Origin of the sequence: Mesorhizobium sp. M1B.F.Ca.ET.045.04.1.1, from assembly GCF_003952465.1 — a bacterium.
GTDB classification, from domain to species: Bacteria; Pseudomonadota; Alphaproteobacteria; order Rhizobiales; family Rhizobiaceae; genus Mesorhizobium; species Mesorhizobium shonense.
On sequence record NZ_CP034448.1, the window covers coordinates 2,905,230 to 2,929,689 of the forward strand.

The 24,460-nt window shown below is 60.3% G+C and carries 25 protein-coding genes and 5 pseudogenes; 20 read left to right on the forward strand and 10 right to left on the reverse strand.

Going from position 1 to position 24,460, the window contains the following annotated elements; all coding sequences use genetic code 11:
- The first annotated feature begins 63 nt into the window (after nt 1-63).
- From EJ071_RS14020 to EJ071_RS14055, 8 genes are all read left to right on the forward strand, one after another.
- On the forward strand, nt 64-912 hold the full coding sequence (locus tag EJ071_RS14020) for a gluconate 2-dehydrogenase subunit 3 family protein (protein WP_126098392.1): 849 nt from the start codon (nt 64-66) through the stop codon (nt 910-912).
- Between the two features lie 27 nt (nt 913-939).
- Complete coding sequence (locus EJ071_RS14025; protein WP_126098393.1) at nt 940-2,709, forward strand: GMC family oxidoreductase; 1,770 nt, start codon at nt 940-942, stop codon at nt 2,707-2,709.
- Nucleotides 2,710-2,827: 118 nt separating this feature from the next.
- Complete coding sequence (locus EJ071_RS14030; protein WP_126098394.1) at nt 2,828-3,235, forward strand: cytochrome c family protein; 408 nt, start codon at nt 2,828-2,830, stop codon at nt 3,233-3,235.
- 42 nt (nt 3,236-3,277) lie between these two features.
- Nucleotides 3,278-3,499 (forward strand): hypothetical protein, encoded by a 222-nt coding sequence (locus EJ071_RS14035; RefSeq protein WP_126098395.1) that lies wholly within the window; start codon nt 3,278-3,280, stop codon nt 3,497-3,499.
- A complete protein-coding gene (locus EJ071_RS14040; protein WP_126098396.1) occupies nt 3,496-3,867 on the forward strand; it encodes a DUF488 domain-containing protein in 372 nt (123 codons plus the stop codon). The genes EJ071_RS14035 and EJ071_RS14040 overlap by 4 nt, the downstream gene beginning before the upstream one ends.
- 126 nt (nt 3,868-3,993) lie before the next feature.
- Nucleotides 3,994-4,650, forward strand: coding sequence for a fructose-6-phosphate aldolase (gene fsa, locus EJ071_RS14045; RefSeq protein ID WP_126098397.1), 657 nt, complete (start codon nt 3,994-3,996; stop codon nt 4,648-4,650).
- Nucleotides 4,651-4,907: 257 nt separating this feature from the next.
- Nucleotides 4,908-6,470: an FAD-dependent oxidoreductase gene (locus EJ071_RS14050; protein WP_126098398.1), complete on the forward strand. Its 1,563-nt coding sequence runs from the start codon at nt 4,908-4,910 to the stop codon at nt 6,468-6,470.
- Between the two features lie 57 nt (nt 6,471-6,527).
- A complete protein-coding gene (locus EJ071_RS14055; RefSeq protein WP_126098399.1) occupies nt 6,528-6,824 on the forward strand; it encodes a hypothetical protein in 297 nt (98 codons plus the stop codon).
- A gap of 235 nt (nt 6,825-7,059) precedes the next feature.
- Here the strand turns inward: EJ071_RS14055 and EJ071_RS14060 are convergent, their stop codons facing one another.
- The 3 genes from EJ071_RS14060 to EJ071_RS14070 all read right to left on the reverse strand — a co-directional run bounded on the left by EJ071_RS14060 (nt 7,060) and on the right by EJ071_RS14070 (nt 10,085).
- The gene (locus tag EJ071_RS14060; protein ID WP_126098400.1) at nt 7,060-7,677 is read right to left on the reverse strand and encodes a Tim44/TimA family putative adaptor protein; all 618 of its coding nucleotides are present in this window, start codon (nt 7,675-7,677) and stop codon (nt 7,060-7,062) included.
- Nucleotides 7,678-7,722: 45 nt separating this feature from the next.
- Complete coding sequence (ctaD, locus tag EJ071_RS14065; RefSeq protein ID WP_126098401.1) at nt 7,723-9,318, reverse strand: cytochrome c oxidase subunit I; 1,596 nt, start codon at nt 9,316-9,318, stop codon at nt 7,723-7,725.
- A gap of 104 nt (nt 9,319-9,422) precedes the next feature.
- Nucleotides 9,423-10,085, reverse strand: coding sequence for a 5-formyltetrahydrofolate cyclo-ligase (locus EJ071_RS14070; protein ID WP_126098402.1), 663 nt, complete (start codon nt 10,083-10,085; stop codon nt 9,423-9,425).
- Between the two features lie 121 nt (nt 10,086-10,206).
- Here EJ071_RS14070 and EJ071_RS14075 point away from each other — a divergent pair, with 121 nt between their 5' ends.
- The 4 genes and pseudogenes from EJ071_RS14075 to EJ071_RS14080 all read left to right on the forward strand — a co-directional run.
- A complete protein-coding gene (locus tag EJ071_RS14075; protein ID WP_126098403.1) occupies nt 10,207-10,482 on the forward strand; it encodes a LysR family transcriptional regulator in 276 nt (91 codons plus the stop codon).
- A gap of 109 nt (nt 10,483-10,591) precedes the next feature.
- Entirely contained in the window at nt 10,592-10,720 is a 129-nt protein-coding gene (locus EJ071_RS40030; RefSeq protein WP_281058913.1) for a hypothetical protein, read from the forward strand.
- Nucleotides 10,721-10,982: 262 nt separating this feature from the next.
- On the forward strand, nt 10,983-11,123 hold the full coding sequence (locus EJ071_RS38460; RefSeq protein WP_189521462.1) for a hypothetical protein: 141 nt from the start codon (nt 10,983-10,985) through the stop codon (nt 11,121-11,123).
- 134 nt (nt 11,124-11,257) lie between these two features.
- Nucleotides 11,258-11,542 (forward strand): annotated as a pseudogene (locus EJ071_RS14080) (DUF488 domain-containing protein); the annotation flags it as partial.
- Between the two features lie 5 nt (nt 11,543-11,547).
- Here EJ071_RS14080 and EJ071_RS14085 read toward each other — a convergent pair.
- Nucleotides 11,548-11,841: pseudogene (locus EJ071_RS14085) on the reverse strand (site-2 protease family protein); the annotation flags it as partial.
- Between the two features lie 661 nt (nt 11,842-12,502).
- Here EJ071_RS14085 and EJ071_RS14095 point away from each other — a divergent pair.
- Nucleotides 12,503-12,739, forward strand: a pseudogene (locus tag EJ071_RS14095) (VOC family protein); the annotation flags it as partial.
- A gap of 12 nt (nt 12,740-12,751) precedes the next feature.
- Here the strand turns inward: EJ071_RS14095 and EJ071_RS14100 are convergent.
- Nucleotides 12,752-13,138, reverse strand: a pseudogene (locus tag EJ071_RS14100) (IS21 family transposase); the annotation flags it as partial.
- Between the two features lie 284 nt (nt 13,139-13,422).
- Between EJ071_RS14100 and EJ071_RS14105 the strand changes: the two are divergent.
- The 3 genes from EJ071_RS14105 (at nt 13,423) to EJ071_RS14115 (ending at nt 16,119) form a co-directional block, all read left to right on the forward strand.
- Nucleotides 13,423-14,442 (forward strand): GSU2403 family nucleotidyltransferase fold protein, encoded by a 1,020-nt coding sequence (locus EJ071_RS14105; protein WP_126098406.1) that lies wholly within the window; start codon nt 13,423-13,425, stop codon nt 14,440-14,442.
- A gap of 1,160 nt (nt 14,443-15,602) precedes the next feature.
- Nucleotides 15,603-15,851, forward strand: coding sequence for a hypothetical protein (locus EJ071_RS14110; protein ID WP_126098407.1), 249 nt, complete (start codon nt 15,603-15,605; stop codon nt 15,849-15,851).
- Complete coding sequence (locus EJ071_RS14115) at nt 15,841-16,119, forward strand: hypothetical protein (protein ID WP_126098408.1); 279 nt, start codon at nt 15,841-15,843, stop codon at nt 16,117-16,119. Before EJ071_RS14110 ends, EJ071_RS14115 begins: the two co-directional genes overlap by 11 nt.
- A 95-nt stretch (nt 16,120-16,214) precedes the next feature.
- On the opposite strand, the gene EJ071_RS14120 is transcribed toward EJ071_RS14115, so the two are convergent.
- The 3 genes and pseudogenes from EJ071_RS14120 to EJ071_RS14145 form a co-directional block, all read right to left on the reverse strand.
- Entirely contained in the window at nt 16,215-16,445 is a 231-nt protein-coding gene (locus EJ071_RS14120) for an exopolysaccharide production repressor protein (protein ID WP_126098409.1), read from the reverse strand.
- A 277-nt stretch (nt 16,446-16,722) separates the two neighbouring features.
- Nucleotides 16,723-17,211 (reverse strand): thermonuclease family protein, encoded by a 489-nt coding sequence (locus tag EJ071_RS14125; protein WP_126098410.1) that lies wholly within the window; start codon nt 17,209-17,211, stop codon nt 16,723-16,725.
- Between the two features lie 1,488 nt (nt 17,212-18,699).
- Nucleotides 18,700-19,598 (reverse strand): annotated as a pseudogene (locus tag EJ071_RS14145) (ATP-dependent DNA ligase).
- 82 nt (nt 19,599-19,680) lie between these two features.
- Between EJ071_RS14145 and EJ071_RS14150 the strand changes: the two are divergent.
- On the forward strand, nt 19,681-19,866 hold the full coding sequence (locus tag EJ071_RS14150; RefSeq protein ID WP_126098413.1) for a hypothetical protein: 186 nt from the start codon (nt 19,681-19,683) through the stop codon (nt 19,864-19,866).
- On the opposite strand, the gene EJ071_RS14155 is transcribed toward EJ071_RS14150, so the two are convergent.
- Nucleotides 19,863-20,084: a KTSC domain-containing protein gene (locus EJ071_RS14155; RefSeq protein WP_126098414.1), complete on the reverse strand. Its 222-nt coding sequence runs from the start codon at nt 20,082-20,084 to the stop codon at nt 19,863-19,865. The two genes, EJ071_RS14150 and EJ071_RS14155, sit on opposite strands and share 4 nt — an antisense overlap.
- 128 nt (nt 20,085-20,212) lie before the next feature.
- Here EJ071_RS14155 and EJ071_RS14160 point away from each other — a divergent pair, with 128 nt between their 5' ends.
- Nucleotides 20,213-20,914, forward strand: a complete 702-nt coding sequence (locus EJ071_RS14160) for a thermonuclease family protein (RefSeq protein ID WP_245460231.1) — start codon at nt 20,213-20,215, stop codon at nt 20,912-20,914.
- Nucleotides 20,915-21,042: 128 nt separating this feature from the next.
- Nucleotides 21,043-21,648, forward strand: a complete 606-nt coding sequence (locus EJ071_RS14165; RefSeq protein ID WP_189521463.1) for a BRCT domain-containing protein — start codon at nt 21,043-21,045, stop codon at nt 21,646-21,648.
- 519 nt (nt 21,649-22,167) lie between these two features.
- On the opposite strand, the gene EJ071_RS14170 is transcribed toward EJ071_RS14165, so the two are convergent.
- Nucleotides 22,168-23,001: a methyltransferase domain-containing protein gene (locus tag EJ071_RS14170; RefSeq protein ID WP_245460232.1), complete on the reverse strand. Its 834-nt coding sequence runs from the start codon at nt 22,999-23,001 to the stop codon at nt 22,168-22,170.
- A gap of 995 nt (nt 23,002-23,996) precedes the next feature.
- Here EJ071_RS14170 and EJ071_RS39410 point away from each other — a divergent pair.
- Entirely contained in the window at nt 23,997-24,341 is a 345-nt protein-coding gene (locus tag EJ071_RS39410; RefSeq protein WP_126098415.1) for a hypothetical protein, read from the forward strand.
- Nucleotides 24,342-24,460: the final 119 nt, after the last annotated feature.

Consider the following 24,460-nt stretch of genomic DNA (forward strand, 5'->3'; position numbering starts at 1 on the left):
TCGTTTGCCACATAACGAGCGCGAACATTAGGCTTCAGGAAATCCACCGAGGCTTAGCGCTGGATGCTGCGCAGCGCCGGGTTGGTGCGGGCGCGAGCCCTCTCCAACCTCACCCACCGTTTTGCCTGCAGCGTCACAGGAGAAATCATGTCGACGAAAGAGAAAAGCGACCGGGGCGATGTAGGACGTCGTGACTTTCTGAAACTGTTCGGCGCGGCCGGGGCGGCCGCAGGCACCCTGCCGTTTAGCGGATCCGCATCGGCGGACGAAACCATGGCTGCGGCCTCCGATACGAAACATCATCACGTGACCGCCGCCACTGACCCTCATGCTGGAGGGCCTGGCTATGAATTCTTCAACGTGAACGAGTCCGCCTTCATCGAAGCGGCGGTCGATACACTCATTCCAAGCGACGCAACCGGTCCCGGCGCCAAGGAACTTGGCGTAGCGACCTACATCGACCGGCAGATGGCCGGCGGATACGGCAAGGGCGACCGGCTGTACCTTGAAGGGCCGTTCGGCGAGGGCACGCCGGAGCAAGGCTATCAACTGCCGATGACGCCGTCGGAATTGATTCGGGCCGGCATCGCCGATGTCAGCGCCTATGTGCAGAAGGAGCGCAAGAGCACCTTCGACGGCTTGTCGGCAAAAGACCGTGCCGCAGTGATGGCCGACCTCGACAGCAAGAAGGTCGAGCTTCCGACAGTGCCGACGGCGACCTTCTTTGGGCTCCTGCTGCAGCTCACGATCGAGGGTTATTTCGCGGACCCGATGTATGGCGGGAACAAAGGCGCGGCTGCCTGGAAGATGATCGGCTTCCCCGGCGCGGACGCCATGTACGCGGACAAGATCGAGCCGTTCCGGAACAAACCCTACAAGGCTGAGCCGAAGGGCATCCAGGACCTCATTTGACCGGCGGAAGAAGAAGGAGACTTTGACATGGCCACCAAACTGAACGCTGTCGATGTCCTGATTGTCGGCCTTGGATGGACAGGCGGCATCATCGCTAAGGAGCTTGCGTCCACCAAGCTGAAGATCGTCGCCCTCGAGCGGGGAGGCCCGCGCGACACCAATCCGGACTTCATCGACCCGGAAATCCATGACGAATTGCGCTACGCCGCCCGTCACGACCTCATGCAGAATGTGCGGCGGGAAACCATCACGTTCCGCAACAACGGATCGCAAACGGCGCTGCCGATGCGTCAACTTGGCTCGTTCCTGCCCGGCCAGGGCGTTGGTGGCGCGGGCGTGCACTGGAACGGCGTGACCTGGCGCTGGCTCGAGTGGGACCATCAGCCGCGCACCCGGACCGTCGACAAGTACGGCGAAAAGATCATCCCGTCGGACATGCACCTGCAGGACTGGCCGATCACCTATGACGATCTCGAGCCCTATTACGACAAGTTTGAAAAGACCTGCGGCACCTCCGGCAAGGCCGGCAATATCAATGGCCGAAAGATCGACGGCGGCAACATCTTCGAGGGATCGCGAAAGGAAGAGTACCCCAATCCTCCGATGATTGCCGCGCAGAGCATGGTGATGTTCGAGAAGGCTACCCGCAACCTCGGCTACCACCCTTTCCCCAACCCGTCGTCGAACGCGTCAAGGGACTATGTCAATCCCGATGGCGTGGCCTTCGGCCAATGTCACTATTGTGGTTTTTGCGAACGTTTCGGTTGCGAGGCCAATGCCAAGGCGAGCCCGCACTTCACCGTCATTCCGCTGGCGCTGAAGAACCCGAATTTCGAACTGCGCACAAATTCGATCGTGCTGAAGGTCAATCTCGACTCGACCCGCAAGAAGGCGGTCAGCGTCAGCTACCTCGATGCACGAGGCCGCGAGTTCGAACAGCCTGCCGACCTCATCGTCCTGTCGGCCTACGCGCTCGGCAACGTCAGTCTGCTGCTGCAGTCGAGGATCGGTGTGCCCTACGACCCCGCAACGGGCAAGGGCGTGGTCGGCCGGAACTATGCCTATCAGTGCGGTGGCGGGGCTACCGCCTTCTTCGACAAGAAAACTATCCTCAATCGCTACATGGGCGCCGGCGCGCTCGGCACCTGCATGGATGATTTCAACGGCGACAACTACGATTTCGTGAAAGCCGGCTACATCGGCGGCGGCGGCATCAGCTGCAGCAACTCGGGCGCCCGGCCCATCCAGTCGCATCCAACGCCCCACGGCACGCCGCGGTGGGGCTCCGACTGGAAGAAAGCAGTGGTCGACAATTATGACCACGCGGCCAGTGTCGGCAATCAGGGCGCGGTGATGGCCTACCGCCAAAACTATCTGAGCCTTGATCCGACCTATACGGACGTTTTTGGGCGTCCCCTCATGAGGATGACATTCGACTTCCAGGACAACGAGATAAAACAGATGAACGCTCAGGCCGACATCTGCGTGACCATCGCAAAGGAGATGGGCGCCACCAGGGTCGATCGAAGCGTGCCGCTGATACCCTACTCGATCGTGCCATATCAGAGCACTCACAACACAGGCGGAGCGGTTTTCGGCGCCGACCCAAGCACCAGCGTACTGAACAAGTATCTTCAGGTCTGGGATGTTCCGAACGTGTTCGTCACCGGCGCTTGCGTGTTTCCACAGAACGCCGGGAAGAACCCGACCGGGCCAGTAGGCGCTCTGGCGTACTGGGCAGCGGACGCGATCAAGCATCAGTACCTCAAGAATCCCGGCCCCCTGGTTGACGCCTGATACAAGCCTGCCGGATCCGCAGGCCGGATCCGGCAGGCTTGGCCGCGCATCGTACCCGGATCTTTTCCACAGGCAGACTTGGCGGAATCCAATCCGTCGCTCATTGAAGGCAGCAAAAATGAAACCGACCGTGCCTGCACTAGCAATCGCGATTCTTACTGTAATCAGTTCGGCGCAGGCGCAGAATCCATCTCCCGGCGACGCCGGGGCCGGCGCCGTCGTCTTCAAGAGGTGCATGGCCTGCCACCAAGTCGGTCCTGACGCAAAGAACGGAGTAGGACCTGTCCTGAATGGGGTCGTCGGCCGCCCGGCCGGTACGTATCCGGGCTACAGCTATTCCGCGGCGAACAAGAATTCGGGTCTGACCTGGGACGAGCCGACGCTGACGACCTATCTGCGCGCGCCGCGCAAACTGGTGCCAGGCACAAAGATGACATTCGCCGGTCTCAGCAAGGACCAGGAGATCGCCGATGTGATCGCCTATCTGAAACAGTTCAACGCCGAAGGACAGAAGGTCGCCCCCTGAGTCAGAGGGCGACCTGTTCCCGGCTTTGCAAAGCACAATCTTATGAAGTTCGTCCTGCATCGGGGTCTGGGGTATTCCACGGTTCATCAGATCGGTGACTATCTGCGCAGCCATGGAACCGGCCATCACTGGATCGAGCGATATCGCGGCGACATCTTCGTGTTCGTCTCGGATCAAGCCGACGAGGCAATCCTTAGAAAAGAATTCTCCGGCGTTCTCGATGCTGTTGACGACACGGAGACGGAAGGGACACGACGTCGATGAGCGAAAAAAACTTCAGCGACAGAGTAAAATTGAAGCGGGCATATGAGAGCCCTGTTGCTGACGATGGCACGCGGGTGTTGATAGACCGACTTTGGCCGCGTGGGGTCAAGAAGACCGAGGCCGCCATCGACTATTGGATGAAAGAACTCGCGCCAAGCACCGAGCTTCGGAAATGGTTCGGACACGATCCAGCCCGCTGGGAGGAATTCCGCCGGCGATATGCGGCGGAAATCCGTGAGCATCGCGATGAACTCGATCGGCTGCGCGACCTGAACCGAGCGGGCCCCGTCACACTCGTCTACTCGGCTCATGACGAGGCCCACAACGATGCCGTCGTCCTCAGAGAGATTCTGCTGAGACATCGATAGAAACGTCAGGTCGCTCCTGTTCACAGGCATGTGCGATCAAGACACCGAGAACAAATCCATCGGAAACCAAACCAGTGAAAACCCATCCAATCATCGTTGGGCGCATTCGCCTTAAGGAGAATGGCAATGAAATTCTTTGTCGATACCGCCGATATATCTGAAATTCGCGAGCTCGCTGCCGCTGGCGTCCTCGATGGGGTGACCACAAACCCGTCCCTTATCGCTAAGACCGGCCGACCGATCAGAGATGTAATCGAGGAGATTTGCCAGACGATCGAGGGCCCGGTTTCAGCGGAGGTCACGGCGATACACTTCGATGACATGATCGCCGAGGGAGAGCGTTTGGCCAGCATCGCGCCAAATGTGGCGGTCAAGGTGCCCTCGACCTGGGATGGATTCAGGGCTTGCCGTGCGCTCAGTCAGCTCGGGCACAAGGCCAATGTCACACTGTGCTTTTCGGCCGACCAGGCCCTGCTCGCAGCCAAAGCAGGCGCGACCTTTATTTCGCCGTTCGTCGGCAGGCTCGACGATCTCGGTCTGGACGGCATGGAGGTGATCCGGGAAATCCGCGCGATCTACGACAACGACAAATCCTTGAGGACGGAAATCCTCGCGTCCTCAATTCGCACCCCGCTCCATGTCAAACAGGCGGCGATTGCAGGTGCCGATATCGCCACTGTGCCACCCGCAGTGCTCAGAAACCTCGCCAAACACCCGCTCACGGACAAGGGCCTCGAATCCTTTCTCGCCGACTGGGGCAAGACGGGGCAAACGATCCTATAGCTGTCAGCCTTGGGATCGCTGGGCCAACATAAAAGTTGCACGCAATTGCCGATTAAATTCGTTTGCGTGCCACCAAAAATGGCAGGAAACTCGCGCCTGAGCGTTGCTCAATCTCGCGACAGTGACCAGGCGGGGCGCTTGGCGCGAGCGGTGCGACGAGGGCAAATCCAGCCAGGCACGATGCGATCCGAGGCTGCGCAGGTGGAAGATTTGCCGCTTCTCGGCCGTGTGCGAGCGATTACGACATCGGATCGCCAATGGAGAAAAACGTGGCTGAAGGCGCTACCAAGCTAGCCGGACCGGATCTGGTCCAAGGCATCGCGTTGTCCGACCTTCCCGATGGCGGAAAACTTGTCGGCCATAGCAGCGGAGAACAGGTATTACTCGTGCGCCGAGGGACCGAAGTCTTCGCCACCTCTGCGACATGCACGCATTACGGCGGGCCGCTGGCGGAAGGTCTCCTGGTGGCGGACACCGTCCGGTGTCCGTGGCATCACGCGTGCTTCGATCTGCGAACTGGCGAAGCGCTGCGCGCTCCCGCCTTCAATCCATTAGCCTGCTGGGCCGTCGAGCAGCGGGATGGCCGGATATTCGTCGGCGAGAAGCTGAAACGGGCGGCTCGGAAACCGCGCTCCAGAAGCTCCGGCCAGGTGCCTGACAAAATGGTAATCATAGGCGGCGGCGCGGCGGGGTTCGCAGCGGCCGAAATGTTGCGGCGGGAACAGTTCCAGGGCAGCATCGTCATGGTCAGCGACGATTGCGCGCCGCCAGTCGACCGGCCGAACCTCTCCAAGGACTACCTCGCCGGAAAAGCCCCGGAGGACTGGATCCCGCTCCGCGGGGAGAAGTTCTATGCGAAGAACAACATCGACCTGCGGCTCAACACGAAGGCCGACCGCATCGACCTTCGTTCCTTGGAGGTTGTCCTCGCAGACGGAAGCAGGATTCCGTACGACAGGCTGCTGCTTGCGACCGGCGCGGAACCTGTCCGCCTAACCGTCCCAGGGGCCGACCGACCGCACGTCCATACGTTGCGCTCGTTCGCGGACAGCAAGGCGATCATCGCACGCGCCGCCGCCGCGCGCCGCGTGGCCGTGCTTGGCGCCAGCTTCATCGGGCTCGAGGTTGCCGCTTCTTTGCGTGCGCGCGACATCGACGTCCATGTCGTGGCACCGGAGAAGCGGCCCATGGAGCGTGTCCTGGGCCCACAGATGGGCGACTTCATTCGCGCCCTGCATGAAGAGCATGGCACCGTATTCCATCTGGAGGAAACCGCAACCAGCATCGACGGCGGGAAGGTGCACCTTAGCGGCGGCAGTACCTTGGCGGCCGATTTCGTGGTCGTCGGCATTGGCGTGCGGCCGCGCATCGGGCTCGCCGAAGCGGCAGGGCTGGCCGTTGACCGCGGCGTCGCCGTCGACGCCTTTCTGGAGACGAGCCAGCCGGGGATCTTCGCGGCCGGCGACATAGCGCGATGGCCCGATCCCCACAGCGGCGAGAACATCCGGGTCGAGCACTGGGTGGTTGCTCAGAGGCAGGGGCAGACCGCCGCGCTCAACATGCTCGGCCATCGCGAGAAGTTCGTCGCCGTCCCGTTCTTCTGGAGCCAGCATTACGACGTCCCGATCAACTATGTCGGACATGCCGAGAGATGGGACGAGATCGTCGTCGAGGGCGATGTCGCCGCCAGGGACTGCCTGCTGCGGTTCAGGAGCAAAGGACGCACGCTGGCTGCCGCCTCGATTTTCCGGGATATCGAAAGCCTTGAAGCCGAGGTCGCGATGGAGCGGCAAATGGCAACAGAAGACGCTCGCGGGTAGCTGGGAGCACAACCAGGATGAACGGGTGTTTCATCGTGACCGAAAGGAGTTCGACCTATGTCCACACTGCCGCAGGAACTTGACGCAGTCGCCGGTTTGCCCACACCTGCGCCCGCTCAGCACTGTTCAAAGATCGTCGAGTTCGCCGAGGAGATTGCCAAGGAAGAGTCCGACGAGATGCCGACCTCGGTTGAAATCTTCGCGGATGGCAGCCGTTGGTACTGCCGGGTGCGTCGCGGCAATGAAAAGACCCGGCCGATGGGTCCCTATACCAAACAACAGGCCCAGCGGATCCAGGAAGTCCGGAGAGCGTTAATCGCCAAAAGAGGTACCGCCCGGATCGTGTTCGAGTAGGGTGGTGTCTTTACGATCACGGCCAGCCGGAGCCCTTCCCTGATCGTTCTTCACAAGATTTTGGAGCGTTGCCGGGGAGGCCTCCGGCGTTGCCGAGGTCACGTGTCCAGGCAGGATGCCTGCTGACGTTTGGAGATACTTCGCGCCGAGCTATAGGGGCCATGCTGGCGGGGCGGTCTTATATGGCGCGGCTCTGGCCGAGCAGATCCGATTGAGAAGCCGCCCGATGATAGCGCTATTCGCCTTCCGTGGCGATCAACATCCAATTCCGTTTCTTTGACAGGGTTTCACAGGCGAACGTCCATGTATCGATCATCTCGACGATCTGCCGTGGATCGCCGGCGACGACCGCATCATCGGCGGAGCGTGTGACGCTGACCACGTCGGAATCGTACCGGACAACGATCTCAGCGACGCCATCCTCCTCGAGGGCGTCGACGACCTTCGCTTCACGCGTGCCAATGAAGGTGAGTTGCAACGTCTCCTCACAGTTCCGACGTTCGGCGATCTCCCGCTCAAACGCATCAAGCACTTCAGCCTCGACGAGGCGTTTCAACGTCGGGATGTCGCCGTCCGCATAGGCCCGCAAGATAGCTTCATAGGCGCTCTTGGCGCCGGATAGGAATGCGGGGAGGTCGAAGTTCGCGTCGATCTCTCGAAGCGCATCCAGGGGCGTGTCCACAGAGGGCGCAGGTTCCATACTGCCGTTCGGCCGCGTCGACGCATCGTCCCGCTTGGCCCTCTCCTCGATCCAACGCGACAGAAGCTGGCTCCAACTGCCCAGCATTGCCCACCAAAACGCGAAGATCGCAACGAGCAGAATCTGGCTGGTCGGGTCTGTGGTCTCGTTCATGACATTCACTAGACAGTTTGTCGAAGCATCCAGCGAGCCGGTTGCTCAACGGATGCGGGGCAGCTGTTCCCATTGATGGAAGGGCGGCGGCGACGGCAGCTGCCATTCAAGCGTGGTCGCCCCTTCGCCCCACGGGTTGGCGCTGGCCGGGCGCTTGCGGCTGAAGGCTTCCGCGACCGCGATGAAGAAGATAATCAGTCCGGCCGTCGAGATGTAGGATCCGATCGACGCCACGAAATTCCACCCGGCGAAAGCGTCGGGATAGTCGGCGTAGCGTCGCGGCATGCCCGCCATGCCGAGGAAATGCTGCGGGAAGAAGACGAGATTCACACCTATGAACATCGTCCAGAAATGCAGTTTTCCCAGGGCCTCGCTGTACATGTAACCGGTCATCTTCGGGAACCAGTAGTAGAAGCCTGCGAAGATGGCGAACACCGCGCCCAAAGAAAGCACGTAGTGGAAGTGGGCGATCACGAAATAGGTGTCGTGCAACGAGCGGTCGATGCCGGGGCTGGCGACCATGATCCCGGTGACGCCGCCGATGGTGAAGAGCAGGACGAAGCCGGTCGCCCAGAGCATCGGCGTCTTGAACTCGATCGACCCGCCCCACATCGTGGCCAGCCACGAAAACACCTTCACGCCCGTCGGAACGGCGATGACCATCGAGGCGAAGGCGAAGTAGCGCTGGCTGTCGAGGGAGATGCCGGTCGTATACATGTGATGCGCCCAGACGAGGAAGCCGATCGTGCCGATCGCCACCATCGCATAAGCCATGCCGATGTAGCCGAAGATCGGCTTCTTGGCGAAGGTCGAGATGACGTGGCTGATGATGCCGAAGCCGGGGAGGATCATGATGTAGACCTCCGGATGGCCGAAGAACCAGAACAGGTGCTGGAAGAGGATCGGGTCGCCGCCGCCGTCGGGGACGAAGAAGGTCGTGCCGAAGTTGCGGTCGGTGAGCAGCATCGTGATCGCGCCGGCCAGCACTGGCAGCGACATCAATAGCATGAAGGCGGTCACCAGCATTGCCCAGGCAAAGAGCGGCATCTTGTGCATCGTCATTCCCGGCGCGCGCATGTTGAAGATGGTCGTGATGAAGTTGATCGCGCCGAGGATCGACGATGCCCCCGCAAGGTGGATCGAGAGGATGACGAGGTCGACCGCGGGGCCCGGTTGTCCCGAGGTCGAGAGCGGCGGGTAGAGCGTCCATCCGCCGCCATGGCCCAGCGTGCCTGGCGCTCCCGGCACGAACATCGAGGTGACGAAGAGGATAAACGCAGCCGCGAGCAGCCAGAACGAGATGTTGTTCATGCGCGGGAAGGCCATGTCGGGCGCGCCGATCATGATCGGCACCATCCAGTTGCCGAAGCCGCCGATCAGCGCAGGCATGAGGACGAAGAAGATCATGACAAGGCCGTGGGAACTGACGACGACATTGTAGGCCATCGGATCGCTGAACATCTGTAGACCGGGCTCCTGGAGCTCCATCCGGATCAGCACTGAAAGCGCGGTGCCGAAAATCCCCGCCATGATCGAGAACAGCAGATAGAGCGTCCCGATATCCTTGTGGTTGGTCGAGTACAGCCACCTGACAAGAAACCGGGGCTTGTGTCCGTCGAAGGATGCCGCTGGGTTCGACATGGTGCTCTACCTGCCTTTCATTCAGGCATGCAGGATGGTTGTCGCGATCGACGACGTTCAGCCGCCGTCGCGATCGGGAAACCAAGCGCTGTCTGCTTCGTGCTTCAGTCGTCCGCGACGATGACGTCCATTGGAATGTCGTGGGGTTGCGGATGGATCGTTCGGAGCCTGCTTCCGGCGTAACCCACTCCGATGACCAGTGGTCGTCTGGGAATCGCTGCGAGGGTCCTGTCGAAGAACCCACCGCCGTAGCCCAGGCGGTAGTTCGCTCCGTCGAAGCCGACCACCGGCGCGACCACCACGTCCGGCACGACCGAGGGGCCGCGTGATGGCACCAGGATGTTCCAGACGCCGCGTTCAAGCCGGTCGCCCGGCCTCCAAACCCGAAACTCCAGCGGCCAGCCTTTCCTGATGACGACGGGAAGCGCGATCCTGCCGCCGCGTTCGATGATCTTGATCGCCCAGTTGCGAAGGTCCGGCTCGCCGCGGAAGGGCCAATAGCCGCTGACGATGCGTCCGCTGACCTTGCCGATGGCGAGATCGAGGCGCGGAGCGATGCGGTCCGACCTGGCCTTCCTCTCGTCGGCGTCGATAGCGAGGCGCTCTTCGATCAATCTCTGCCGCTCCGCCTTGCGCCAGCGCAGGACATCGTTCCAGCAATCCCCCGGTCCCGATTGTCCGTCATACGCGGATGAAAGTTCGTGGGCAAAACAGGGCGGAGACGCGTATTCCCGGACTTCAGGATCGTTGCAGCTCTTCTCGGTCATTGCTAGCTCCGTGTCCGTGCGCCCCATTACGTCTGCTGGAACGTGCTCCGCAGGAAACAGGAAGGCAAACGGAATTAAATGCTGTATGAGTGCAAAATTATTGCATTAACAGGAGGAGTTAGTGGACATCGATCGCGCGCGCACGGTCCTTGAAATCGTCCATTCAGGCAGTTTCCTAAGGGCCGCGGATCGCCTGCATGTCACGCAGACCATTGTGAGCTCGCGCATACGCGTCGTTGCCTGGGGCGGTGAACTCAGTGTCTGGAATCCGCTCCTAGTCAGAGAAACTTGCCGAGGGTGTGAACGCCCGAGCCGGCGGCACGCCTGTCTACCCGCCTGCGTGGGCTTCGGCTCAGTCGAATATGTCAAACGGCGGCGGACTTACTCGTCGAACTGAGAAGGTCGCCATGATCTCGTTCGTCGCTTGCAATTCGACGGCGATTGCATATGCACCAACAAATGCCAGCTATTGCTGGATTCCGTCTCGGACGACAGGAAAGTTTACCATGGACGAACATGACGACCAGAAAGGCGCTTCGCCAGAGGACGTCCGTCACGCATTAAGAGGCTGGGGATTTTTCTTCGTTCTGATGACTGCTATATTTGGTGTCGCCTACGTCCTTGTTGAGATGTAGTAAAGATCTGCATCGCGACGGCTGAGTCTCATTACGACGGCGCTCGAGTCGTCTGGTGGAATATAGCCGACGATTTTAGGGGTCACGAGACCGCAATGGGGCAGACCCGGAAGAGAATATCGCAACGCCCCACGATGCTGTCCGGAAGTCAAGGCAGCGCCTCGTCCGCCGACGGGCACCGATCTGGGCCTCGGTTCATGCGTTTCAGTTTACTGTTTGCGGCCCTGCATGGCGGCAGCTCCACCACATTCGGAAGCCAGGAGTGCTGGTCGGGCTCGGCCCGCTGGGCTTGAGTTATATCCTGCGCGCCGAGGGAATGGGCTATTTCCGCAGGGGCGCCGCGGCTCCCCAGATCGAAGCGGGACAACTGGAGATCGTGGAGGGCGCGCCGAAATTCACCTAACTGGCTATGCTGTCTGTCCCAAGGCAGGCGAGGCGATAGCCGATATCTAGGAGGCGCTTCGAGGCCCGAAGCAAGTCGTCCTCCCTGGCGCGAGCTATGTGGCTGGAAGGATGGACGCCACGGATTGACCGAAAATGTTTTACCCATTCTACACCATCGGTCATTCGACCCGGTCGATCGCCGAATTCGTTGCCCTGCTGCGAGTTGGAGAAATCACCTTGGTGGTCGACATAAGGACCGTCAGACGCTCGCGGGCGAACCCGCAATTCAACAGCGAGGTGCTTCCGGAAAGCCTGGTGCCGTTCGGCATCGGGTATGAGTACATTGCCGAGCTTGGCGGCCTGCGCGGCAAGGCACACGACGTTCCACCGACGCTCAACGCATTCTGGATCAATCAGAGCTTTCACAACTACGCCGACTAGTCGAACCGGCTGATCATGACGTCACGGACGTTAACGGCACGCGCCGCTGCCTCGAGCCCCATCGCCTGGGTTTCCGCAGTGGCAGCGAGGTAGACGAAGATCGCAACGAATATGAGCAGCACGTTGCCGGCGACGAGACCGATGAAGCCGAAGGCGAAGGCGGCGAACTGGCCAACGGTCCCTGCAATCTCCGTCGCGCGCACGCGGTTGTAGCGCGTGGCGAGCAAGGCGCGCAGCACGCGCCCGCCATCCATTGGAAAAGCTGGAATGAGGTTGAACAGGACCGCCGACACGGAGGATCGGGTAGGACCACTGCATGATGTGACTCCGCCGGGGTCGGGAAGCAGGCCGCGCCCGCCGAGCATACCCCCGTCTGCAGTCGCATCAAGTGCCTCGTCATTCGTTCGAGCGCACGGGTCCGGCCGCCTGTCAATGCAAGGGATTTCATAGGCTCTTCCTCGTGGCCTGCTGAACCGCTTCGGGTTCCGACTCCAAGGCAGTCGGGCGGCAATGCGCCGCGTTTCAGCCAACTGTGCGCCGCGTCGCCATCCTCGCAATCTACCAGTCGCTCATCCGGCTCGTCACGGGAGGCTTGAACGACCGGCTTTCGGAACTTTCCCGCCGTCCGCTTTCAGCCTGCGGAGTGCGATAGCGGACGCTCGACTCAACCAGCCAGCGGCCGCATCTCTCGAATAAGATCGATAAGCAGGCGCAACGCGGTTGGGATCTGTCGACGGCTGGAATAGTAAGCATGAAACCCGCTACTCATCGATGCCCAATCGGCGAGCAAAGGCAACATTATGCCGCCGATTGGGCAGATGAAAATCCGCATGGACGAGGCAACCCTCGCGAACGGCGACATCAACAAAGTGCCGCGTACTCGATCGTGACGTTGGCCTCAAATCCCAGCTTGGCTAGAGCTCGTAGCTGCTGAACCCCATTCACCACGTCGCGCTCATCTGCACCAACTACGAGAGGTCGCGACGGTTCTACGTCGAACTCCTCGGCCTCGATCTGATCCGGGAGGTCTCTCGTGAGGAGCGGCAGTCATGGAAGGCGGATCTGCGGATCGGGTCCGTCCAGCTGGAATTGTTCTCCTTCCCTGCACCGACGATGCGGCCGTCCCATCCAGAGGCGACGGGTCTGAGACATCTGGCATTTGCCGTTGCGAATCTTGATCCCGTTATTATGCGCCTGGAAGCCGCCGGCGTATTTGTTGGTGTCGAAGCGAACCGTGCAGGTCTTCGACACCGAGGCCGGCACCGTGTGGAATCCGTCGAAGGGGCCGCGGTATTCGACCAACTTGCCGCGCTCCTCCTCGAACACGTTCCAGATCGTGCGCTCAGGCTGTTCGACATGACAGTGCGCCTTGGCGTAGGTGACGCACTTGTCCTGCAGCCAGGCGTTCAATTCCTCGTAGGTCTTGAAGCGCAGCCTGGGCGTGAAGAAGCGCTCGCGCACCAGCCCGACCTGGTTCTCGACCTGACCCTTCTCTCAGCCCGACGCCGGCGTGCAGGCTACCGGCTGCACCAGATAGGGGCTGCACATCTGCAGGAAGCGGCGATTATATTGCCGGTCCTTGCCGACGAACACCGCTCGAACCAGGCGCCATGTACGCCATTACTCTTTGATGACGGCAGGCGGCCCTGCCAAAGACGTCGCGTTTGGATTTGCCCAAAACCATTGGGTGACATCGGTAGTCTGGTTGAGACAAGCTGCGATGGCATGCCGACGCTCCTACATAATGCAGGCGTCGACCTCGAACGTCAGCTTTACGCCTCAGTGCAGCGGAGGTCGATGGCCGTCTGTTCAACGGTTTGCGATTTCGTTGAACATCGCGTATGTTCTACAAAGCTTATTTTTGTTGAGCACGCACGATGTTGGACCGTCATTCGACAATCGCCCATTCAGCCTATCATGATCTGCTTGCATCCTTGCGCGATGAGGCTATTGCGGAAATTCGTGGAACCCCGACCCGAGTAGACCGCGGGGGCCGAACCTACTGGTATGACACCTACCGTGTCGGCTCTGACGTCAAAAAGACTTATGTTGGGGAAGACAACGAAGAGCTCCGCACCCGGATCCAGCGCATTAGCGCCCTCCGAGAGGGACGCGAGAATCGCAGGCGCAACCGCGCCCGGCTGGTCCGACTTTTGCGTGCCGAGGGGTTTCTTGGCATCGACGCAGCCATCGGCAGCCTTCTGCACGCACTTGCCTCAGCCGGCGTATTCCGCCTTGGCGGGACCGTCGTAGGAACCCAGGCGTTCCGGCTCTACGAGGGTGAACTCGGCGTTCGTTTCACCTTCGACCAGACAGCCCAAACAGCCGACATCGACATAGCGAGCTTCGAGCGCCTTTCCTTAGCGCTTGAGGATACCGTATCGAGCCCGCTCGACCATGTCCTGAAGGATTTCTCATTTGAGCCGGCGCCCGCGTTAGAGCCCGGCAAGACATGGCGCTGGAAGCAAACGCGTAACGAGATGCTGGTCGAATTTCTGACACCGTCCTTCACCGAAGACGAACCCCTGCGGCCATTGCCTGCCCTGGGAGTCCACGCTCAATCGCTGCATCACCTGAACTATCTGCTCGCCGAGCCAATCCTGGCCGCAGTCACATATCGCGACGGCGTTCTCGTCCAGATACCCAGGCCGGAACGCTTCGCGATCCACAAGCTCATAGTCGCGGACCGGAGACTTGATGGGCCAGACAGCCTCAAGGCGCTCAAGGATCGGCTCCAGGCCGAATTTCTGATCAACGTTCTGGCCTTGGACAGGCCGGATGATCTGCAGGAAGCCCTTGAGGATGCTCTGTTACGAGGAAAGCGCTGGCGCGAACGGATCAAGAAGTCGATCGACAAGTCGCCATCGCTTCAGGCTAGGCTGGGTCCGCTCACCTAATCGACAGTTGCATGTCCCGGGTACTGAAGCGCCATCAACCGAATACGAGCACTAAGCCGGAGGAGGCCGTGAGCGCGTAGCGGATGATCTACGGGCGCCTTGCTGCTTTGCCGAATCGCGCTCAGGAAGGCTTTAAACGCTCGAAGATTTCCGGAGCGAACTCATACTGCCACGCGGTTCCTCGCCCCGCCGGGCGGAAGGGCTGGGCAAGGTTCTGCCCCGACCCTCTAATTTGAATGCGGGCTGGTCAGGCGCAGGTCACCATCGGAGAATGCCGCATTATCGGTTCGAAGTCGTTTGGAACGGGACAGCCTGGGATAGGCCTGGGTAGACTGGCCACCATTAACCACGCGCGGAAGGAAGCGCTCAAAGCCACGACATCGCTGGCGAGGAAACGGCGGTCGTCGCGCACGCCGAGCGTCAGAGCCTGGCACGCGGCACATCAACCGGGCGTTGCCTGCGGTGCTTGAGCGCCGAATGGTGGCGCGGCTGGCCAGAACGTCGTGAGAAGAAAGGCAGGAGGTGAGTCACGTGAGACGCAAAGCTGCCGGCAACCCTTTGCAGACAAGAGATTCCTTTCGCGACCTCAAACTGTGTGCGAGGGCGCCTGGAACCGGACCAGCAACCGCATCTCTGGCAGCCCGTGTACCCAGCGCTGAACTCAACCCATCACGGGTGCTTTAGTCGGGGACCTTCACGCCATGGCGGATCGGAAAGCCACAGCCATGGCATCGGCAAAGGGGCGGACAATGGCAGCGGCTTTCAGGCTGAGGGAGACGAATGCAGGCTAGTTGTCGTCAACGAAACCTCAAATCTGCCACCGTACTTAAATGTTCGCTTTATTGTGAAAGTGAAGGGCTGAGTACCCGTCGGCCGTCTCTCTCTCATTGGGCTTGCGTCGGCCGACGCTCACGTCTCATCCCGCCACACACCCGCTTCTCCTATCGGATTTCTAACAGGCGTCGGACGCGGATCGTGTGCGCCTGATCTCCGGTCGGGTGGAATAGCTGCGCGGCCGGCGTCGAGTTCATTCCAGAGAATGGCGGCGGCGCCGGTGTGAGGCTGAAGAAGGGCGGCTAGGCGCAACTTGTCTTTAGCCCCGATCAGCGCAATTCTTTCCTCTAGTCGCCAACAGGACCACCGCGAGAGGGGAGCGAAACGTGAAGATCGAAATTCAGAGCCAGCAGGAATTCACCTATGACGGCCGTGTGGGCGCGTTCATGTTCATCTGCGGACCGGTCCTAAGCGGATTTGGCTATGCCTGGCTACTCAACGAATTGTCGACTTCATATCCACGACCTGGGCTGCCGCTCGTTGTGGTAGGGTTAGGCGCTCTCGGCTGGGTGGTCGGCTGCGTCAAGATGCTGGCAGGGCGTTCCTACCGTCACAATGTCATCGTTGAGCGATAACCTCGTCCCGCTCTTTATCTCCACCATCACAGCGCTGATGCTCGGCAGCGCCGTCTGGTTCGATCTTCGCCGCGACTTCGTAGGGACTGCCCGCAGGCAGGCTTGGCTCTCTATCTCCGCTGACGGCACTGTGTTGCTGGCCGTCGTTTACGATTACATTGGCAGAAGCGTATATCTTTTCCCGCAGCCGGTGATGGTTCCTCATCCGCTCCTGCCGGTCAGGCCCGGCATCCTGTGTGGAACCCCCGCCAAGATGCCGGGCCGCTAGCAGCCCCAAGCGAGCGGCCGCGCGTTCTGGTGTTTCTCGCTGACGCGAATGGCCTGTTTCACGGAACGGACCTGGGTCAGGGTGTGCACCTGCCGCTAGGCTACGGGATTCTCTTCCCGCTTTTTCAACGCCGTTCCCAACTCGTCCTCGCGTTCAGGCCCATAGACCGATCGGACAACCAGCGTGAAATAGCCAACTTGTAAGATGATCAATGTGATCGCTGACCAAATGATCGCCGTCCAAAATGAGCCTGACTCGACATAGATCCAAGTTCCCACAACGATTGTCGTGGCGAACATTCCCACCAGATACCGCGGAAAATACATCGGCCCCAATCTCCATTCCCCAACGGGCCGAAAGTTTTCATTATTTTAGCAGTCGCGCAAGTAGTACCTCGTGGGCCGCGTCAATCAGTCCTCGCGGTGCTGCATGGCCTCGAGGATCACCGCAAACAAGCTGCCGACTTCGTCAGTCATCTCCTATCCTCTTGCGCTTGTCCGGCGTCACAGCGTGATTGGTGAATTGCAAATTCCGGTCATCGCGGCCGGCAAGCGTCTCGCGGCTGCCATCGAGACTGCCGGCGACGCACTGCGACGATAGCAGCTATGGGCGTCCACCCCGCCTATATTCGCCTGGATCGATAAAGCTCCCTGCCCACAAGTTGCGTTTGGCAATGCGGGCTTCGCGCTCTTCGGCAAGGTATCGAGTGTCGGCTACCGCCAATCCGTGTTTCACCAGGTCGCGCCCGAGATCAATGGTCCCCACGAAGCAGACGCCGACATCGTTGTCATAGCGGTCCTTGCCTTCGACGGTGCAGGATACATCCCCCGAGGCAATGAGATGGCGAATGTGGTCACGCGCATACCTGCCGCAGGGCCAGATCTTGTCAGCGGCATCAAAACACGGCTGCGAAAGTTCGGGGGCATCGATCCCGAGCAACTGAACTCGTTTCTTGTCATGCCACAGCGTGTCGCCGTCATGAGCAAACCAATGCTCTACTGCGGACACGGGGCCACAGGTGAGCACGAAGGCGAGAGCGAGGGTCAACCTAAACATGGCCGAGGCAATGCGATTATTGCGCCTTCTCGTCATGTTGAAAAGTGGATCGTTTCGAAATTTCCGCGGGCTTGTCAGGCGTGATCTCCTCACCTTGTCGCCGATCTCCTAGGCGCGACTGCAGAGTGCATCGTTTTACACAATCCCCAATTGGTAGACTCCTACGGCACATCGGCAGTTAGTTCCTGCAAAGCCAAAAAAAGAGGGACTGAGGGCCTCGATTCGGGGAGGAACGACGTTGCCTGTGCAAAAAGAGGACTATCGGACCAACAGAGCCGACTATGTGATTGCCGCGATGCAGGGCCGATCGGCGGCTGAAGACGATCGTAAACAGATGCTGGCAAGGAAAGAGACATTCCTCCGGCTAAGAGACCGGCGCCTCGCCAGATTGGCCGCAAATCCGTGTGAAAGCCTGCCACCCAGAGCCAGACCGCCGCACGGTTAGTTAAGCGAGTTCGGCGGTCCTGGTCCCGCTCTACATCGTCGCCATCACCGGCCTAATCCTCGCCAGCGCGATCTGCTATCCGATTGACCGCTCACCTAAGCACCTACCAAACGGTGGCAGCGCACAACAAAAACACGAGCGCGGCACACGCGATCAATATACCTCTTCGCGTTCGCCACCTTGGCGGCTCAGCCGGCACAAGCCCAAATTGCTGGGCACGCTCCGTAGCGATTTTCAGTAGGGCCGCAGTTGTTTCGCGCGGCGTCCACCCCTGCGCCTCTGAGGCAGTCATCAGCGCTGCGATGGCGGCTTCCAAGGCGACTTCACAGTTGACGTCCCGATCTGGGCTACCCCTTGGCAATATCGGTGGTTCGACGGCTCGGGACATGCATACAAAGTGGCTCGCGGATGAAAGGTTCCCGCGCTCCAGGCCTTCCGGCCCGCCAGCAGGCCCGCCATTAAGGACGAACCCTAGGTTAGGGACAAGGCGTCCAGCCCGTTGCGCTTGTCCGGCGTTACAGCATGGTTCGTAAACTGAAGGTTCCTAATCGTCGCGCCCGGCGCCGCGGCATTCGTGGCAGAAAATGATCTTCAACAGATCCCAGTGCAGACACCCATGGTCCGGCCCAAACCGTTTGACCAGTTCGGCGACGTCCAGGACCGCGCTGCGCTGGCGATCCTCGTAAAGTGGGGTCGCCGCACCGGGAAGGATTATATTCCTGATCGCGATGGCAAGACGCACGGCTTCATATTAGCGGCCGCTTGACGAAGCCGACGGCCGCACCAGAGGGCCCGCTCCGCAACGGGAAGTTTTTACTGTCGAAGCAGGGCCTCTCCGTACTTCGCCCACAACTGCTCGCAATCTCTGGACCTGAGGCTGTGCAATCTCAGTCCGCCATAGAAAACCATCGCGGCTCGGACGTCGTAGCCCAGGATCGAAGCGTTTGCCACAAACTGGATGGCTTCCCCTAACCGGCGGGAATCGATTGTGGCTTCGGATCCGGTGGTAGTATCAACAATACCTAGGATCTGCGCCTCCTCATTCCTGGCTGCCAAAGCAGCAGCCATTGCCTCTTCGGTCACATCTCTTGCTCCCCAGACTGAATTCGCTCCTCGCGGAAATCCTGCTGCGACGCGTGACGTAAGTCTTCCTCGCCACGCAGGTGCTTCACGCGGCCGATGAGCCCCGGCTTGACCCATTGCGTCGCCGGCCGCTTCATGCCCTTTGGTGCCTCTCCTGATGCTCCTGGACGCGCTGCCAGAGCCGTTCGCGCATTTCCCGGTTCAGGGTGATGAAGGCGCTGCCGACATAGCGCCCTGTGCCACGCTCGGCCATCAGAGCGAACGCTGGCTTTCCCGCCTCCCGCTCGACACCGAGCAGTTCGTATTCGTCGATCGTGTAGCACTTCGCCTTCAGCCAGTTGGTCGACGGCCCCGAACGATATTTGCTGCCTTTTCGCTTCGAGACGACACCCTCCAGCCCTGCCTGCTCGACCAGATGGAAGACAGCCGCACCTTTGCCTGGCAGGGCCTCACTGAACTGGATCCGCTGACCGGCAGAGATCATCGCCTGCAGCACCTCTCGCCGGTCCTCTAGAGGCATGTCGCGCAAATCGTGGCCATTGAGATGGAGTAGATCGAAAGCGACGAAATACAGGTCATGCTGCCGGCGACTGATGGCCTTGCGCAGCTCGCCGAAGTCTGAAACTCCGGCCTCATTCAGGACAATGATGTCGCCGTCGATGATCGCGCTTTGAGCGTTGAGTCCTTTCGCTGTCTCCACCAGGTCGCGATATTTGGCGGTCCAGTCGAGACCGCGACGGGTGAAGATGCGAACGTCGCCATCGTCCTTGACGATCTGTGAGCGGTAGCCGTCGAACTTGACTTCGTGAATCCATCCGTCGCCCCCGGGAGGCTTCTCGACCAGCGTCGGCCCAAGCGGCCGGATGAACTTCAAACGCTCTTTGGCGTTACGCATGCACAATGCCCCAACCGCGATTCAAGCCGCATAAGGCGATCCGGTTCCGGGCATTTTAGAGAAATTGTATGTGAGAAGGATAATGACGAAACTTTCTGATATCCCGCCGCTTAGCCGCCCTGGCAAGCGCGTCGGCGGTGAACCGGCCAACGAGAGCGATCATTTCTACACATGCAAAGTCTGCGGACAGCGCGTCGACAAGCGTGACCTGCGGCAGGTCGCTTGGCATGAGCAGCCCGAGCATGAGCCGCTTGAGATGGACGCCTAGTGGGAAAGATCGTCATCGCCTGGAATGCGACGATACCGGAAGTGATTGCGAATGTGGTCGTTGAAAAAGCGGCCCTTGGCGAAGGCCGCGCGGAATGCCGCAAAAGTCTCTGGCGGCACATCTTCGAACTCGTAGCGTTTGCCACTGGCCACAAACCAGACCGATAGAATCCTGCTCTCTGGGTCATAGGCTGTTTTGCTTATCGACGTGGACGGCATGACACTATTCCAAGTTCCTCGAAGCGCAGGCCTGTTAATCAACCTCAACGAGACATGAACGTTCCTTGGCGCTTCATCTGGACTCCAAGCGGCATTTCGGAGCATGCTCCCGTCGGGGAGAGGGGGGCTTGGACAGCGACAACCGATCTGATCAAGGGCGCAAGCGCACCGGCGCAAAGCGCTCGCGCGTGCTCCGGCGGGCGAGCGTGCCGCGACGCCTGATCTTTGTGACGGTCGGTGCAGCCGGCGCGCTGGCCGCGCAAACGGCTATTCAGCACAGCGACAGCCTGCCGGATATCAGCGTTTCGAATTTGCTCGGCCCGAAGCCGGCGCCCATCGTTGGCGTCGCCTCCGTCATCGACGGCGACACGATCGAAGTCCATGGGCAACGGATTCGCTTCAACGGCATCGACGCTCCTGAGAGCAAGCAGTACTGCGACGATGCCAAGGGTTTCGAATATCCCTGCGGCCGGCGATCGGCGGAGGCGCTGGATGGCTTCCTGGCCGCCTCGAGACCCGTGCAGTGCACGTTCGTCACATGGGACCGATATCACCGCTTCGTTGGCGATTGCCGGCGCGCCGACGGCGCCAGCGTGGCGGTGTGGATGGTCGAGCACGGCCAGGCGCTCGATTGGCCCCGGTACAGCCGTGGCGCCTATGCACAACAGCAAGCGAAGGCGGAATCCGCCAAGGTCGGTCTGTGGGTCGGCAACTTCCAAGTGCCTTGGGATTGGCGCACGTCGCAGCCAGACGGGGCGGCGCCCATCGAGCCAGCCGCTGGGCAACCTCAGCCGCAAGCTGGTCGCGCAGAGTGGCGGCTATTCGTGTGAGCCGCGACGGTACTGCTCGCAAATCAGCTCGTGCGACGAGGTATCTGCACAACTGCTCGTGGGGCCGCAAATTGGATCGCGATGGCGACGGGGTCGCTTGGGAAACGCTGTGTTAGGGGGAGGGATTGGTGGACAACAAGTTTTACAATCGCGTGGGCGGTGATCGCATCTCGTCCCGCCAGATCGACGAATTGATCGGATTAGCACGCGGCTTGGCAGCAGACGGAACCATCAACAAGGCCGAGGTAGAGTTTCTTCAGAAATGGCTAGCGGCGAATGCAGAGATCAGCAATCAGCCGATCATCCGAACCTTGTATCGGCGCGTGAATGAAATCCTCGATGACGGCGTACTCGATTCGGATGAACACTCCGAACTTCTGGACACGCTAAATAGCTTCTCTAATCGCGATTTCGAACTCGGAGAAGTGTTGAAGCCCACAACGCTACCCCTCTGCGATCCGGCTCCGACTTTGACTTTTTCGGGCCGACAGTACTGCTTCACCGGCACATTCAATTTCGGTCAGCGAAAACACTGTGAGCGGGCTATCGCAGACCGTGGCGGAGCCGCAGGAAACCTGACCCAAAAGGCGGACGTTTTGGTGATTGGGGCCTATGCCACTGAATCGTGGAAGCACTCATCGTTCGGCGACAAGATCGTCAAAGCTACAGCCTGGCGCGATCAGGGGCTGCCCATCTCGATTGTCACCGAAAGTCATTGGGTCAGGTTTCTATAGGTATTGGGCGGTATGAACCTTAAACGAGGGTTCCGCCGGCTATGGTGGGTGTTGTCGATTCCCTGGATCTGCTTTTGGTCCTGGCACGACAACGTCCCTTGCCTGCTGGGGTTTGATCTCACCGGCGCAAGTCCTTGGTGCCTCACCGGGCTCTATTTGCCGGCCCGTTCCCATATCGAAACGGCCGAGTTGGTATTCGGGGTGCCGTTGGCAGCTGCCGCGCTTATGACCTTGGTCGCGTGGGTGACCGCAGCCTTCAAGAACACGAATTGACAGCCCACGACGATGCTTATCTTTTCAAGATGAGTCTTACAGAAAATGATCGATGGAGTAGCTGGCCATCTCAGCTACCAGGAGATCGACCGAATAATACAGCATGTCGACCAGCCGAAGAGGAACGGTATCCCCATGCACTTTTCATATCAACGCATCCCGGATTTCAGCAATGGGTTTCGCCCTCGCGTTCCTTGGTTTTAGGTCGCGTGCGCTGCGGGCTCCTCCCGACCCGGCGGCAGAACACTAAATCCGACAGACCGCCACGACGAAGAACTCGCGATAGCAGAAGTCCGGATCGTCGATCAGGCGATCCGGCCGCTCCCTCAGTTCCCGCCAATAGGCCTGGTCAGCATCAGGGAGGGCGTAGCTAGGTGCGACGCTCGCAAAATAAGCTAGCAGGTCGCGAACATAGTCATGCGTGAAACGAGGCGCGGTCGCCCAGCGCTCGACCAGCCAGCCCTTGCGGCGGATGACCTCCAAGCCCGCCTGCCGCAGCCGCGTCGGAAGGGTGGAACCGCAATCGGTGCCGAGCACGCCTCGGTCGCGAAATCCCTGGAGCCTGGCTGCCATGAAACGCGCGAACAGAGCCCGATCTATAGGCAGGATCTGCAGGATGGTCGAATCGAAATCCTTGACAGCGAAGATGCCGCCCGACTTCAACACGCGCTTGGCCTCGCCGACGGCAAGCCCGAACTCAGCCGGGGTCAGATACTGCATGACATTGGCAGACCAGACACAATCGAACGATGCGTTGGCGAATGGGAGCGACAGGATGCTGCCGATATGTGCGGCATTTTCCGGCGGCTGGGATAGCGTGCCTGCGAGTGTCTCAACCCGGGCGATGTTTTCGGGCGCGAGGTCCAGCGCGGCGATGAAGCCGGAGGGGCCAACGGCCTTGGAGATGAGCGGCAGGAAGCTGCCGCCGCCGCAACCGGCGTCGAGCACGCTCCAGCCTGGGCGGATGCCGGCGTCGAGGAATGCCGCCTCGTATTCGGGGCGCGACGATTCGAAATGAAGGTCGAGCCAGCCGGCGTCGCTCGCTTCGTGACCGGCGGACGTTTCGTTTCTGGCAGACAAATGACTACTCCCCGTTCTGACGCGCCACAGATACAAGCGTGCCGAACGGCATCACGCAATGGCGGTGCGAATCTATGAGCGTCCGGCGCGGTCATTGACCTCCGCATGTGAAGGCTAGACGGACAAGACGCGGTCCGTTTCGGTAATTCGAAAATAGTCGCGAATGATCGGTGTTGACCACATAGCGGCCTTTTCTGGCCTCGATCGTCTCCCGCCGTTTAATTTGCCACAATGTCAGCATGGCTGACCCGCCAGTCGAACACGTTGCCGTCCAATGGCAGCCGCGCAATTCCAAGGTCGGCGCGTCCCTCCCGGCGGCGAATCAGACTTGGTTGCTTACCCACCTTCATCCATATGGATGCGTTTCCGGCTATTGGCGGGAGCGTATATTTATTCGCCAGCTGGTGGCCTTGTAGCGATCCTCACCGGTTAGGCCCGGCCCGCGCTGGCCACTCCCCGCCACCGTGCCGGGCCGCCTCCCTCCAAGGCTCCGCGCCAAAGCCGGCGGCTACCCTGACAGCTGTTCCCTGCTCGTGCTAGGGATGCGATCCAACTATAAGCAGAAGCGTATATTTGCTCGTCAGCCGGTACGCCTCATAGCGACACTAAGTCTCCGCCGGCGGGACCCGGTGCCCCTGCTCCGGGGCCGCTCCTGCCGACATGAGGGCCAACGCTAACCACGATCCCCGGTTGCCCTTTCGCGTGCTAATCTGGCCGCCTTTTGGGGCGCCGACACCTTGGCCCGATGCTATGCCAGCGCGAGCGGTCGGCCGGCGGCGCCCCCTCTGTCGACAGTCCCATCGAGTCCCCTCGCATATCGGCATGTTGCTTTAGATCTACCCTTGGGTCAGAGGTTGCTTTGTCTGGCGCGGAGGTCCTCTCGCCGCCCGGCGGACAAATCTTTCAAGCCGACCGGCGACGTCTAAGCCTTTTGGAGAGCTACTGTATTTGCATGGAAGGATTAATGTAAGTTTTGCAAAGAATGGGGTGCCGGTATGGCAACGGAAAGCACTAAATTTAAAGGTTTGGTGCCCGAGAACGTGGTATCAGAGGCCCAGGCGCGTCGTGATTTTCTCAAGAAGGCTGGCCGCTTCGCAGTGGTAACTCCGCCGGCTATAACGCTTCTTCTGGGCACAAGCCTGAACTCCAAGGCTATCGCGAAATCTGGCGGATCAACTCCAGGCAATTCTGGCGGTTCAATTCCGGGCAACGGAGGGGGAGGCAATCACTTTCACCCTCGCCCTCGCGGCCGAAGCCTCAATTCCGGTGGAGGCCGCTCCGGCGGTGACAACTATGGTGGCGGATCTCACGGCGGCTCAAGGGCCGGCGATCCAAACTAGGTGCTCGCCGCCGTTTTTCGATTGAGTGTTTGTGAACCTTCGCCCTCGATTCCGGTTTGAGACATGCTGGAGGAACCTGACAGGTGACCGTCGCGAAGGCTGCCGAACTGGTCGCAAGT

Excerpts from the sequence above, each read along its gene's own strand:
- EJ071_RS14020 (WP_126098392.1), top strand. The coding sequence starts at position 64 with ATGCTGCGCAGCGCCGGGTTGGTGCGGGCGCGAGCCCTCTCCAACCTC.
- EJ071_RS14025 (WP_126098393.1), top strand. The coding sequence starts at position 940 with ATGGCCACCAAACTGAACGCTGTCGATGTCCTGATTGTCGGCCTTGGA.
- EJ071_RS14030 (WP_126098394.1), top strand. The coding sequence starts at position 2,828 with ATGAAACCGACCGTGCCTGCACTAGCAATCGCGATTCTTACTGTAATC.
- EJ071_RS14035 (WP_126098395.1), top strand. The coding sequence starts at position 3,278 with ATGAAGTTCGTCCTGCATCGGGGTCTGGGGTATTCCACGGTTCATCAG.
- EJ071_RS14040 (WP_126098396.1), top strand. The coding sequence starts at position 3,496 with ATGAGCGAAAAAAACTTCAGCGACAGAGTAAAATTGAAGCGGGCATAT.
- fsa (WP_126098397.1), top strand. The coding sequence starts at position 3,994 with ATGAAATTCTTTGTCGATACCGCCGATATATCTGAAATTCGCGAGCTC.
- EJ071_RS14050 (WP_126098398.1), top strand. The coding sequence starts at position 4,908 with ATGGAGAAAAACGTGGCTGAAGGCGCTACCAAGCTAGCCGGACCGGAT.
- EJ071_RS14055 (WP_126098399.1), top strand. The coding sequence starts at position 6,528 with ATGTCCACACTGCCGCAGGAACTTGACGCAGTCGCCGGTTTGCCCACA.
- EJ071_RS14060 (WP_126098400.1), bottom strand. The coding sequence starts at position 7,677 with ATGAACGAGACCACAGACCCGACCAGCCAGATTCTGCTCGTTGCGATC.
- ctaD (WP_126098401.1), bottom strand. The coding sequence starts at position 9,318 with ATGTCGAACCCAGCGGCATCCTTCGACGGACACAAGCCCCGGTTTCTT.
- EJ071_RS14070 (WP_126098402.1), bottom strand. The coding sequence starts at position 10,085 with ATGACCGAGAAGAGCTGCAACGATCCTGAAGTCCGGGAATACGCGTCT.
- EJ071_RS40030 (WP_281058913.1), top strand. The coding sequence starts at position 10,592 with ATGGACGAACATGACGACCAGAAAGGCGCTTCGCCAGAGGACGTCCGT.
- EJ071_RS14105 (WP_126098406.1), top strand. The coding sequence starts at position 13,423 with ATGTTGGACCGTCATTCGACAATCGCCCATTCAGCCTATCATGATCTG.
- EJ071_RS14120 (WP_126098409.1), bottom strand. The coding sequence starts at position 16,445 with ATGTATTTTCCGCGGTATCTGGTGGGAATGTTCGCCACGACAATCGTT.
- EJ071_RS14125 (WP_126098410.1), bottom strand. The coding sequence starts at position 17,211 with ATGACGAGAAGGCGCAATAATCGCATTGCCTCGGCCATGTTTAGGTTG.
- EJ071_RS14150 (WP_126098413.1), top strand. The coding sequence starts at position 19,681 with ATGACGAAACTTTCTGATATCCCGCCGCTTAGCCGCCCTGGCAAGCGC.
- EJ071_RS14155 (WP_126098414.1), bottom strand. The coding sequence starts at position 20,084 with ATGCCGTCCACGTCGATAAGCAAAACAGCCTATGACCCAGAGAGCAGG.
- EJ071_RS39410 (WP_126098415.1), top strand. The coding sequence starts at position 23,997 with ATGGCAACGGAAAGCACTAAATTTAAAGGTTTGGTGCCCGAGAACGTG.